We start from the raw sequence: 11236 nt of genomic DNA, 5'->3' as shown, positions 1-11236 counted from the left end.
CCGCCGGCCGGGACGCCGCGAGGGCAGTGCCCTCGCTCCCTGGGTCAGGAGGTGTCTTTGGTTTTTTCCGGGGTGTACGGGAGGCCTGTTTGAGCACCCGAGATATCTGATCGATGATCTCGCGAAAGGAAGGGGAGAAATTTACGCACAGGCTCCGGACCAGTATCTCCATGACGGCGCCCGGCTCGAGGCCGTCGAAGGCCATGTCCTCGGCGCCCTTGAGCTGCTGGGGGCTGGTGGAGTCGTTGGAAAAATCCACGTACTGGAACATCGTCTCCTGAAGTTTCAGCACGTAGACCGTAGGCAGGGCCATGACGATGCGGAGGATGTCGGGGTTCAGCTCCTCGGGTTTCATCTGGGCGCCCACGGCCTCGCGGATCCCCAGGAGGGTCGTCCAGCCCTTCATCGCCGGCATCTTGTTGAAGTAGAAAACGGTCCCTTCCGCCTGGTCGGTCTCCCCGATCTTGACCTCGGGGTCCATGAGGCCCTCGAGGTTCTTCATGTCTATCATAGGCTCGCCCTCCTCGCAAGGATTGATGGAATTGCTGCTACCCGGTGGCTAGGCCACCCTACACTATGGCCGGGCGGCGCGTGGTCTTGACGCCGTCGTAGTTGGGCAGGATGGACTCAAAGTGGATCGTGTACTCCCTGGCTGGCGCCGTGTCGTTGCCCAGCGTCTGCCCCATGGGCGACATCTGCATGTGCCCGCGCTCGAGGCGCACGGAGGCCCCCGTCTGCGTATTGGTGACGGTGCCCGAGAACTCGACCACGGTCCCCCGCAGGATCCGCGAGAGTTGCTGGAAAAAGAACTGGGTCGACGGGCTGTTCGCCAGGAACTTGAACACCACTTCGCCGCCGCGGAAGGCGGTCGACGAGACCGACTTAGTCCCGTCGGGCCCTATGATGTAGTTGGCGAGCTGGTTGTCGGGAAACTGCAGGGCGTCGGCCACAGCCGCCCACCCTTCGCACTCGTGGCCGTTGATCCGGACCACGGTATGTTCGAGCGATACGTTGTAGGACATCTTCCGGTTCCCTCCTGGCCCATGGGCCATGGCCTCAAATCTTGTCCCGGGACAAGATCCTGTGGATAACTCAACGTGAAATGTGGGTAACTCACCTCAAATCTTGTCCCGGGACAAGATTTCACCTGCGGTGGGCAGTGACCATCGCCGTCCGCCAGGACCATCGCCGTCCGCTAGGACTATTGCTCGAGCGTTACGTCGATGGCGAGCTCGTGGATCGCTCCCGCGCCCTTGACGAACACCTTGACGCCGGGTCCCGTGCGCGTGCTGCGGTCCGCCTGCGACTGGCTGGCCACAGATTCCACGTGGACCAGGTACCCGGTGGACAGGAAGCCATCGAAATCAGTGTTGCCGGTGACGCGCCTGATTTCGGAGCGCAGGGCCGGGCTGACCGTGTTCGGTGCTATGCCCCCGTTGGTCACGCCGCGCTCGCAGACGCCGATGATGGTGTCGCGGACGGCTTCGGCGCCTTCGCTCGTGTACGGTATTACGCCGGTGCCGATGAAAAGCTGCTCGACCTCGCGGCGCAGGGTATCGGAGAACCAGTCGATCCAGTACTGCGCGTCGATCCACGTGCCGAAGCTCGTACCCTGGGCCGTGTACTTCGTGTAGTGGTTGATGCGCTTGCGGTCCAGCTCCGCGAGCTGGGTGACCGACAGCTTGTCGGCGGTCGTGCCCTGGATCCGCTTGAACTTGCCCGTGATCTGCCCGCCAGGCACGTCGAAGTCGACGGAGCTGAAGATCCCGCAGTACCCGATCCCCTTGTCGTCGCTTCCGTAAATCGCCGAGACGTCGTTCTGACGCTTGGCGCTCATGACGGCGCCGATGGACGCACTTTCGCCGGCGACCAGGACCGGGTCTCCGGATACGTCGAAGATCAGCTGCTTGGCCTCCTGTGCGGCCACCCATGTCGCTACGGCCTCGATGTCGGCCTGCACGGCCGATATGGCCGAAGTGACGGCCACCCAGTAGAAATCCACCAACGATCCGGCGATGCGGGCCAGAGCCGTGTTGAAATCCTCGGCCGCGGCCACCCGGGGCAGGATAACCACGTCGTCGCCGGAAAGACCGAGGGCGGTGGCGGCGCTGCCGGTGGCAAAGCCGGTGGTGATTGCGATGGTCGACGGGATCTGCACGATCAAACGCGTGCCGTCTACGGTGATGCCGATGCCCGAAAAGGCCGCGTTGGCGTTGAGCGCAGACGCCAGGGCCGTGCCCACGGCAGCCAGCGACGAAGTCGAAGAGAGATCGACGGTGACGGAGACGCCGTTGAGTGAAAACGCCGCACTGCTGCCCAGGGCGCGGATCGCGGTCTGCGTGGTGGCCGTAGCCTCCTGCCCTATGATGATGGTCGGCTGCACGGCGCGCATCACCGTCCCGATGACCAGGTCCTTGGGGTACGGATCCTGCGAGAAATAAACCCCCGCAGCGGCTTCCACTGCGTCCGGAAATCCGGCCGCAGTCACCTGCTGGAGGGAGGAGTAAGCGTTTACAGACCGGATGGCCTGCGCCTGGTCCTTATCCGTCACCGCGGCGGACACGCTGTCGAGCAGCATGGTGACGCCGAACTCCCTGCTGGGCTCAATACCCGGCGTGATGCGGGCGGTTACCTGAACATCTCTGAGAGGCATCTTACGGTCTCCTTGTATATAGTGGCTCTGGTTGTTGTCCGCCGATTATTGGCGGCGCTGGATGTCTCGATCATGAGCCTACATACTCCCGCTATTGCTTGGGTCCGGCGCCGAACCAGTAGGAGAGTATTTGGCCAAGCGCGATGGTGAGGCCGCCTAGAAGGGCAACCATGGTTTCTTCGTGCCCTCGGGGGATGGTCAGCCATCCGCTCATGAGGCCGACCAGGATGCCGAAGTATCCCCATGTGAAGGAGGCGGTCATGATGATCTGGGGCAGGTTCGCCCGATTGGTTTTGGGTTCCCGCGGCATCATCGTCGTTGCCCGTTTTCGTCCTGGAAGGGTCCGCCCAGCCTGGCGGCTATGATGCCCACCTTTTTGTCGATCGATCCCATCTCCGCCTCGATGGTCTTGAACCGTTCGAAGGCCGTTTCCCACCGCTCCGAGTCCCTTCGGTCTCGTTCCTGGAGCGCCTGGAGCTCGGTCTCGACCTTGACCAGCCGCCGGTCCTTCTCGTTGATCTGGTAGGTGAGCTTGGTCCAGACCGATCCGACCGCCCCCAGGAGGGCTAGCATGAAAATCAGGCCTTCGATGATCAGTCCTATATATTCGGTCATGCGTCGGTTCCTTACAGGGGATGTCGCCCCGACTGGGCGTCCTCGGTCGCGTCTGCGTCTTGCGCGAGCTCGGGTCCGGGCTGCACTCCGGGCGGCTGCCCTCCAGAGGGGTCTTGACCCTCGCCGGTGTAGGACATGGCGGTTTCGAGGCTGGCCTTGATCGTGCGCAGCCGTTCCATCTGTTCGTCGACCTGTTGCAGGGCGTGACCGATCGCGCCGGTCAGGGTGTCCTGGTTGCTCATGGGGCGTTGCCCCTCCTCGAGGGCTACCTCGCGTAGGTGTGGAAGTAGGGCCTGGCGTCCTCAAGCTCTCTGGGGACGTCGGCGTCGGTGATGTAGTCCAGGTGGACGAATCGGGTCTCGATCGGTCCGTGGTTCTTTACGTGAATCCCGGTGAATCCCAGGTTGTAGGCCAGGCCCACCAGCTGGTGGACGTCCAGTCCGGCCGTCTCTATGTCTACGGCGCATCCGTAGAGGTGGGCGGAGTGTGGAGCTCCGTGGACCGCCCTGTTCTTGGCCTCGGTCCTGTATCCGCTCGTCACCGGGAGCGGCAGGCCGATCAGCAGACGGAGCGCGACCAGGCGCCTCATGAAGGGCTCGTACATGATCGCGTAGCCGACGTCCTTGCTGGCTAGCTCGTCGTTGGTGAAGAAAGGCCAGTCCGCGCCCTTTACCATCAGGGCGGCGAAAAAGGGCCAGTTGGCGGATCCCATGGTTGCGCTCACTGCTCGTCCCTCCCCAGTCTGCCGCCGTCGATCTTGTGCTTCTTTTCGTAGGTCCGGAGCCCGGCCATGCCCAGCATCGAGGTGATGATGGCGAAGAGCTGCGTGGTATCGATCGCCGGCAGGTCCGGCCATGGCCGTGCGAATCCGGCGTTGACCATGTCGATCAGCCAGTTCAGGACCGGCAGGAAGGCGCCGTATCCGACGCCGAGCCCCGCCATCCATCCTATGGCCGGCCGCCAGGTCGACTGCAGGAATCCGCGTGCCTTCGCGTCGGCCAGGGCGATCTTGTTGGCTCCGCGGTCGCGGTCGATCATCTCGGTCTCGACCTTGGCCTGTACTCGGGCCTCGATCTCGGCGAGATCTCCCTCGTTCTTGAGCTTGCCCACCAGGGCGCCGCCGACCCACTTGGCTACGCCCCAGGCTGATTTCGCTGCGTCTACCGGCATCGGTTACTCCGTCTGGGCGGCCTCGCCCATGTTTTTGCCCTGGACGTCTTCGGGGCCTAGGGGCTTTTGCAGGGCGGTGGCGCGTAGGTACAGCGCCTCGCGGAAGAGTTCCTTGCTTTTGGACCAGGCCACGACGTCGTGGATCTGCTTGTCGCCTCGGGATGTCTCGTAGGCCTCGTCGATGAAGGCGTCGGCGGCCTTCGCTTTCGTCTTGCCGCTTGCGCCCATGAGCAGCCCGCCGGCCTCTACCAGTCCGACCAGCTGCTGGCCCTTGCCGATCAGGGCGGGCAAGTCGGACAGTTCCACCTTGCCGTCGTTGTCGGTGTCGACGAAGTCCAGGACGGCCTGCTTGATCTTGGCTCCTATTTCGGTCAGCCAGTTCATTGATTCCTCCGGGCCCTTCCAGGGCAGTTGGTAGTTAGAAGCGCAGGTTCAGGTCGGGGAACGGGGTTCCGGTCAGGGCCCAGACCAGGGCCACGGCCAGGCCGATGGAGATCACCACGGCGGTGGTCATGCCTAGGCGTGCCGTGTCTCGGCTGTGCCTGGCGGAGTCGTAGGAGGACTGCAGCTTGCCGCAGGTTGTGCGGGTCCGGGCCAGCTGGCGTTCGGCTTCCCGGAGCTCGTCTTCCAGCTTGCGGGTCCGTTTCCCCACGATGTCGGCTTCGACCCGGTCGGCTTCGGCCTTGGCTTCGGTTCGGCTGTTCCATCCTCCCTGGCTGACCAGGACCATCTTGCGGGTTTTGGGGTCCTGGTATCCGAAGCGGTGTTTGCCTTTGCGGCCGGCCGGCAGCAGTTTGAAGGCCATGGTGCACTCCTTTTAGAAGCTGTATCCGAGGCTCAGCAGGACCTCGTTGTCGGGCGCGTGCTGGTTGCGGTGGTAGACGTAATGGTCGACGGCCAGTTGCAGCCCTGTGCTGTTAAATAGCGTCAGGCGGTTCTTGGCCGTCACGGTTCGGTAGTCGCCGCGGCCGGCGAATCCGTTGACGCGGACCGTGAGCGCTGCATCGCCCGGGAGGTCCAGGTCGTAGGCGGCCGAGATCTCGATGCCCGGCTCCGGATCTGTTTCGTCTCGGTTCAGCTCCACGGCGGCTGCGGTTCGTAGTTGTAGGTCACCGAAGGTGACGCCGGAGCCGAGTTTGCCTCGGGTGATGCGTGGATCGGTCAGGTCTCCCAGTTGGGTCCTGGTCTCGGCGCCGAAGAAGTAGGCGTCGCAGTTGGTGATGATCTCCAGGTCCAGGCGGTCGGTCCGGCCGCTATCGCGGTCGTTGAAGTCGATGCCGAGTACGACGTCGGCGTGTGCTTCGAGGACGCCGTTCCATACGGGCCACTCGCTTTCGTGCTGCAGCGTCGCCGAAGCGTAGTCGCTTTCGGCCGTGGACTGCAGGACGCCCGCAATGGACGTCTGTGTTTGCCCCTCGGCGGGTGCGGCCAGGAACAGGAAAAGTGCTGAAGTAATCAGGCGTTTCATCGGGTCGGTCTCCTTGTGCTGGTTGTGCTGGTTAATTTAAGCGGCGGCTTGTCCGCGGCTTAGTCCCACAGGTTGCCTGGCGTCCATCGTCCGACGCTGGTCGGGATCGGGACGTCGCCTTCGGCCAGGTGTTCTGGGCCCCAGAGGGATCCGGGGCGGAACAGGATCTCGATTTCGGGCGGCGTCACCACCCGGTCATGGTAGATGTCCTGGGCGTACTGGAATTCCAGGCCGGTCGCCTTTTCGTTTCCGGACTCGTTGTCCTTTTGGGAAAACCGGAGGCCGAACTGGATCTGCTTGGTTTGGCCGGGCTTCCAGTTGACGACCTCCCTGCCGGTCGAGTTCTTGCGGGCCTCGCCCTTGTATCGGAATCGGTAGAGGATCAGGGCGCGGTCGTAGGTCTGGTTTCCGGTGTTGGTCAGGTCCAGGTAGTAGTACCAATCCGCGAAGGTGTATCGGACGTGGATCCACTTGTCTCGGGTCCTGTCCAGGCGGGCGTCGACCGTCGCGGTGTGGACGGCACCCTCCGGTTCGGGCTTGTCTCGTTCGTCGATCACTTCCTGCCAGGCGTCGTCGGAGGAGACCGGGTCGTCGCCGCCGCATCCCGTTGCCCATAGGACGATGGCGCAGGCCGCGGCCGCGGTGATGGTCGCTGCGATAGCATGGTCGATGCGTCTCATTCGTCTTCCTCCCTCGGCGGCGGTGGCGTTTGCTGGATGAGTTCGATCATGCTCAGCACCATGGCCGGGACCAGGGTCACCGGGACGCCGTACTGGCGGGCAATGTCCCCGATCGGCCGTCCGTTTCTCCAGGCCCGGTAGATCATGCCGATATCGTCGCCGTTGATCAGGCCTTCATTCTCCACGGTGTTGGCGAAGTCGAGGGCGGTTCCGTCGCCTTCCTGGGTGACGATGTAGTACCACTCCAGGAGCTGGTCGTCGGTTTCCATGGCCAGGCCGAGGGCTGAGTCGGTTTGCGCTGCAGCTCGCGCGGCGATCCGTTCCCAATCCTGGCGGTCCAGTTGGTCGGCGGATGCCGGTCCGTCCTCGGTGCAGCTGAGGAGGCCGAGCAGGATGCAGGCGGCCGCCGCTAGGATCAGGAAGCCGATTATCGTTCCCGCTATGCCCTCGCGTTTGGCTCTGTTCATGTGGCGTCTCCTTACGGTGCTACCAGCTCGTCGGCGTAGATGTTCAGGTACAGATCTTCGAATCCGTTGAAGGATCCGTTGAGTGACTTGATTTTGATTTTCGGATCCTCTCCGGCTTCGGCTACAAACTCGAATACGGCGTTTACGGTATCGTGGCTCCATGCCATCTCTGCCGTATGCGTGAGCGTCGGATCCCATCGGAACCCGCCTACGGCGATTCGGGGTCTGGCTTTGGCTGCTGCTTCGGTTGCATGCTGCGTGGCACCGCTTGATGTGTCTTGCCGCAGATCCAGCCAGAAGGCCGTCGTCAAGCGCTCCTGCGATCCTGGATATGCGATGTACACCTCGGACAATCCGCCTCCTGTATCAGTTCCTCCGGCTGTAATTGTCGCACCAGAACCTTGCGCGGCTGACCATGATACGAATCCCCTGGAAGTGCTGTGCACTCTAACTTCTGCTACACCCAGGTACCGGCGCTTACGTGTTTCTGCTGCGATTCTGGCGTTCTTCTCTTTCTCGATTGCTGCATCCAGCTCCTCATGGGATGCATGGATGGCCGCATGCAGCTGTGCCTCCAGATCCAGGTGATATTCGACCCAGTATCCCGCGGCGGCCGCGTGCGTGTACAGGGCCGAATCGTCCGTCTTCGTGATGACCATGGACCAGGCCGTGCCTATGGTGCTGTTACGCAGTAGGAGCGAGGCGACGGTAGATCGGAACCTTATGGTGTCCGGCCGGTCGCTGTTCGGGTAGGTGGCTATGTTGACCAGGGTGTGCGTTTCGCTGCTGTTGCCGATGGTCAGGACGGCCTTGATCTCGTCGTTCGCTCCGACGGCGGATCCCTTGGCGGCCTCGTAGGCGTCCTTGCGTACCTCGATGATAAACAGTCCAACGCTGCGGTCGTTGACGACAGCGGCCAGCGCTCCGGCCGGGTTGACCGTGAACTGGCCGTGGGATCCGGTCTGCCCGAGGCTGCCCGACGTGCCGTCGTAGGAGCGGCCACCGTAACTGTAGTGGTCGAGGCGCCCTTCGAAAGTGTCGGCCGTCTGTACCGTGCCCTTTTGCCAGAGGCGGCCGTCGCTCAGGAGTATCTTGTCGTCGCGGATCCCGTCGGCCGACGGCAGGGTTTCTCGGTGCTCCACCGTGTCGTTCTGTGCCTCGGCGTTCAGCAGGGCCAGGCGCATCCGCACGTTGCGGACGGCGTTCGATCTGCCGTAGCGCTCCATGAAGAAATTGACCTCGATTTCTTCGGTGGCGTGCCAGTAGCCCGCCGCGGAGAATGCGTGGTAGGCGCCGTCCGTGTTGTACGTGGAGCTCTCATTCGGGCCAGCGATGACGGTATTGTCCGCTGCGTCGCGAATGTCGAAGCCGATGCGCCCCACCTGCGATCCGTCGATCTCGCCCTCGATTTTGAGCAGATAGAGGCCGGGGGGCACGGTGAAATCGTTGCCCGTGAGGCCAGTTATCAGCTCTGGATCACCCTCGCCGTGCTCCACCACTATCGGGTCGGTGGAGATCGGAGTCATCTCCACGTCGGTTGTACCGGTGATCACCGCATTAAACTCGATGGTCTCTATTCTCAGGCCCGCTATGCCCACCTGGCTGTTTGCCTCCAGGCTTTTGAGCGCGTATCCCGAGCCCTGGGCGTTGACGACGGGGACCTTTCCGGTGTCCGCCTGGGTCGGCGCCGGCGCCAGCCTTGCCCGGACGGCGGATACCAGCTCGCTGGCGTCCCACAGCGGGGAGGTCTTTACCCAAACTCCGGAGGCATTGACGCGCACGACGTCGCCCTGGTCTGAAGCCTGGGCGTCGGGAAGGCCGACCATGTCGTCGTCGCCTGCGACCTCCTGGATGATCGGCTCCAGGGTGGCGAGATCGTTGATTTTCCAGACCTCGAGCACGTCGTCGGTGGCTTCGTCGAGCGTATGATACAGTTTGCCCGCGTCGCCGCCGCCCTTCGAGTACAGGTTGGCAATGCCGACTTCGATCGGGTCGTTGCTTCGGACCGCATGCAGCGCGTTGCCCAGGATGTAGTGCGTGTCGCTTCGTACTCGTATCAGGTAGCCGACATTGGCGCTGTTCTCGATGGTGAGGCCCGCCACCTGTACTTCGCTCGTAGTCGTACCGGTTTTGCCGTCAAAATCAGCCTGGATGAGGGGGTGCAGCTGCGATACGGTATGCGTGGCCGTGGTGGTGTATCCGCCATTGCCCAGGACTTCGACGGGGCCGATCACGTCGACGTTTAAATCTGCGCCCGTAGTCGGTAGTGTTGCTGGCGTCCTCGCCCAAAATACGAACAGTTTCTGAGTGCTTGTAAGGCTGGCAGGTGGTGTCAGGGTAAGACTAACTGCGAATCGACTCGCAGACTGATCTTCCTGCTGGTTCGTCCCGTCGCCGTAGTACGTCCCGTCATTCCTGTATCGTGCCACGTCCAGGATCAGGCGCGGAGCCAGGTTGCCCGCCACGTCGTATGTGCCCCGAGATACTCCTGGCGCCAGCCGGCAGGTATGAAATGCCCGCGGGTAAGGACCCACGTTGCTCAGCACGAAGAAGAACGGCCGCCAGGTGTAGTCCGTCCCTCCGGTGCCCGTCCCCGCCGGGACCTGGCTGGCGTCCAGCACGCCGTCGATCGCGGCCGCATCTACCAGCTTGCCGTCCGCGCGGGTGGACCTTAGTTTGTCGCTGAAATCAACCGGCATGGCCTACTTCTCCTCGGTGGCGTCCTCGGCCTCGTCATCGTCGCTCGGGCAGCAGCATGTGATCGTCTGCTCATGGCCGTCGAGCACCATGTCGATCTGTGCGCGCATAGTATCTATGCTCAATGTGTAGGCCAATTTCTCGAGGCTCTTTACGGGTTTGCCTGCGATGATGGGAATATGGTCCGGCGCCTCGCTGGTATGGGTGATCCCGATGAATATGACCGGTGTATAGGTGGACGGGGCGTTATCAACTGGACGCTCATGCCACCCATATTGAATGAGGCCAATTGTATCAGCCCGAACCCAAATGGGCATGCGAGGTTGTGCCCACATGTGGTTTCCGTCGATGGTCCGGGTAGACGCCCCCCGAAAAAATGGCCCTGGCTTGTCGATTTTCAGGAATCTGACCGCCATGTCGTCTCCTATGCGTAGGTGATGGTGAGCGTCCTTGATCCGGTGCCAAGGATGGACGCATTCTGTGCGGAGTTGCTCGAGTAGAGGTAGTGTGCGGCGCCGCCGATCGTGGCGTTGGCCAGCTGCGTGTAGGCGTTGATCTGGTTGACCACGTTCCCGTCCAGGTACACTCCGTTGGGCTGGCCCTGGGCGGTGGGGACCGCGAACCAGACGTAGCCGTTATCCGTCTCGGCCGGAATGGTGAGGACGTCGGTTGTGTAAGCCGTTCCCGCTCCCAGTTCGGTAGCATCGGGCTGCTGGGCGGCGGACCATCCCACGTATCGGTTGTGATCAGACGGTGCGGCTTGGATAGTAGCCCCCCTTACGCGGTAGAGTTTCAGCGGCGCCGGATCCACATTGGCGTTGGAGGATGCGATAAGGATGTTGCCGGCACTGTCACGACCGAGCGTGAGTTCCTCTGGGTTTTGACCTCGGACAATGGAAAAGTTGAACCCTGCGTTATCGTTTTGGGGACTTGTACCGCTCGGATCTCTGTCAGCCCCTACTGTGCCGTTATTGGCGGCAGTAACCAGCGATGCCGGGAAAAAAAACAGGCCCTCATCGTTGGAGCCGTTACCCAAGACCTGGGCTGCCCATAACTCCCCCGTTTCCACCGTATCGGGCAAATCCATGGTGGTGTCGATCCAGATATCGGCCGTAACGATATCCACGTCGGCACTGCCGATCTCTTCGAGACTGAGCCCGCCGCTACCGGCGTCTCCCGCGGGGCCCTTGTCGCCGGTGGGTCCCTTATCGCCGGTGGGTCCCTGTTGCCCGTCCGCTCCGGGGTTTCCGTCCGCTCCGGGATTCCCGTCAGGTCCCCGATCGCCGACAGGCCCCTTGTCTCCTACCGGTCCTTTATCGCCGACCGGTCCTTGCTGCCCGTCTGCGCCCGGGTTGCCGTCGGGGCCGGGGTTTCCTTGTGGCCCCTGATCGCCTGCAGGTCCCTGGTCACCCGTCGGCCCCTTATCGCCGGTGGGTCCCTTGTCGCCCTGTTGACCGGTTCCCTGTACGGCAGCACGACCGGTGAC

At 62.7% G+C, this 11236-nt stretch carries 16 protein-coding genes; all 16 read right to left on the bottom strand.

Annotated elements, in window-relative coordinates; genetic code table 11:
- Positions 1 to 511: hypothetical protein (locus OXH56_01950; protein ID MCY3554063.1), on the bottom strand; the 511-nt coding region annotated here is incomplete at its 3' end.
- A 58-nt stretch (positions 512 to 569) separates the two neighbouring features.
- Positions 570 to 1022: a hypothetical protein gene (locus OXH56_01945; GenBank protein ID MCY3554062.1), complete on the bottom strand. Its 453-nt coding sequence runs from the start codon at positions 1020 to 1022 to the stop codon at positions 570 to 572.
- Between the two features lie 179 nt (positions 1023 to 1201).
- Positions 1202 to 2653 (bottom strand): DUF3383 family protein, encoded by a 1452-nt coding sequence (locus tag OXH56_01940; protein ID MCY3554061.1) that lies wholly within the window; start codon positions 2651 to 2653, stop codon positions 1202 to 1204.
- 91 nt (positions 2654 to 2744) lie between these two features.
- Positions 2745 to 2966, bottom strand: a complete 222-nt coding sequence (locus OXH56_01935; protein MCY3554060.1) for a hypothetical protein — start codon at positions 2964 to 2966, stop codon at positions 2745 to 2747.
- Positions 2963 to 3268, bottom strand: coding sequence for a hypothetical protein (locus tag OXH56_01930; protein MCY3554059.1), 306 nt, complete (start codon positions 3266 to 3268; stop codon positions 2963 to 2965). The genes OXH56_01935 and OXH56_01930 overlap by 4 nt, the downstream gene beginning before the upstream one ends.
- 11 nt (positions 3269 to 3279) lie before the next feature.
- Positions 3280 to 3510: a hypothetical protein gene (locus tag OXH56_01925; protein ID MCY3554058.1), complete on the bottom strand. Its 231-nt coding sequence runs from the start codon at positions 3508 to 3510 to the stop codon at positions 3280 to 3282.
- A gap of 23 nt (positions 3511 to 3533) precedes the next feature.
- Complete coding sequence (locus tag OXH56_01920; GenBank protein ID MCY3554057.1) at positions 3534 to 3992, bottom strand: D-Ala-D-Ala carboxypeptidase family metallohydrolase; 459 nt, start codon at positions 3990 to 3992, stop codon at positions 3534 to 3536.
- Positions 3989 to 4438: a 3TM-type holin gene (locus tag OXH56_01915; GenBank protein ID MCY3554056.1), complete on the bottom strand. Its 450-nt coding sequence runs from the start codon at positions 4436 to 4438 to the stop codon at positions 3989 to 3991. Before OXH56_01915 ends, OXH56_01920 begins: the two co-directional genes overlap by 4 nt.
- 3 nt (positions 4439 to 4441) lie before the next feature.
- Positions 4442 to 4822, bottom strand: coding sequence for a hypothetical protein (locus tag OXH56_01910; protein ID MCY3554055.1), 381 nt, complete (start codon positions 4820 to 4822; stop codon positions 4442 to 4444).
- A 34-nt stretch (positions 4823 to 4856) separates the two neighbouring features.
- Positions 4857 to 5243, bottom strand: a complete 387-nt coding sequence (locus tag OXH56_01905) for a hypothetical protein (GenBank protein MCY3554054.1) — start codon at positions 5241 to 5243, stop codon at positions 4857 to 4859.
- A gap of 12 nt (positions 5244 to 5255) precedes the next feature.
- On the bottom strand, positions 5256 to 5906 hold the full coding sequence (locus OXH56_01900) for a hypothetical protein (GenBank protein ID MCY3554053.1): 651 nt from the start codon (positions 5904 to 5906) through the stop codon (positions 5256 to 5258).
- 59 nt (positions 5907 to 5965) lie between these two features.
- Complete coding sequence (locus tag OXH56_01895; GenBank protein ID MCY3554052.1) at positions 5966 to 6586, bottom strand: hypothetical protein; 621 nt, start codon at positions 6584 to 6586, stop codon at positions 5966 to 5968.
- A complete protein-coding gene (locus OXH56_01890) occupies positions 6583 to 7053 on the bottom strand; it encodes a hypothetical protein (protein MCY3554051.1) in 471 nt (156 codons plus the stop codon). The genes OXH56_01895 and OXH56_01890 overlap by 4 nt, the downstream gene beginning before the upstream one ends.
- 11 nt (positions 7054 to 7064) lie before the next feature.
- Positions 7065 to 9752 carry a hypothetical protein gene (locus tag OXH56_01885; GenBank protein MCY3554050.1) on the bottom strand — a complete coding sequence of 896 codons (2688 nt, stop codon included), beginning with the start codon at positions 9750 to 9752 and terminating at the stop codon, positions 7065 to 7067.
- Positions 9753 to 9755: 3 nt separating this feature from the next.
- Positions 9756 to 10166 carry a hypothetical protein gene (locus tag OXH56_01880; protein MCY3554049.1) on the bottom strand — a complete coding sequence of 137 codons (411 nt, stop codon included), beginning with the start codon at positions 10164 to 10166 and terminating at the stop codon, positions 9756 to 9758.
- An 8-nt stretch (positions 10167 to 10174) separates the two neighbouring features.
- Positions 10175 to 11236 (bottom strand): hypothetical protein (locus OXH56_01875; GenBank protein ID MCY3554048.1); only part of this gene is annotated, 1062 nt, incomplete at its 5' end.

The sequence above is a fragment of the Gemmatimonadota bacterium genome, assembly GCA_026702745.1.
Taxonomy (GTDB): Bacteria; JAAXHH01; JAAXHH01; order JAAXHH01; family JAAXHH01; genus JAAXHH01.
Note: the sequence above shows the minus strand (reverse complement) of the source record. Positions and strands in the feature narration are given on the sequence as shown.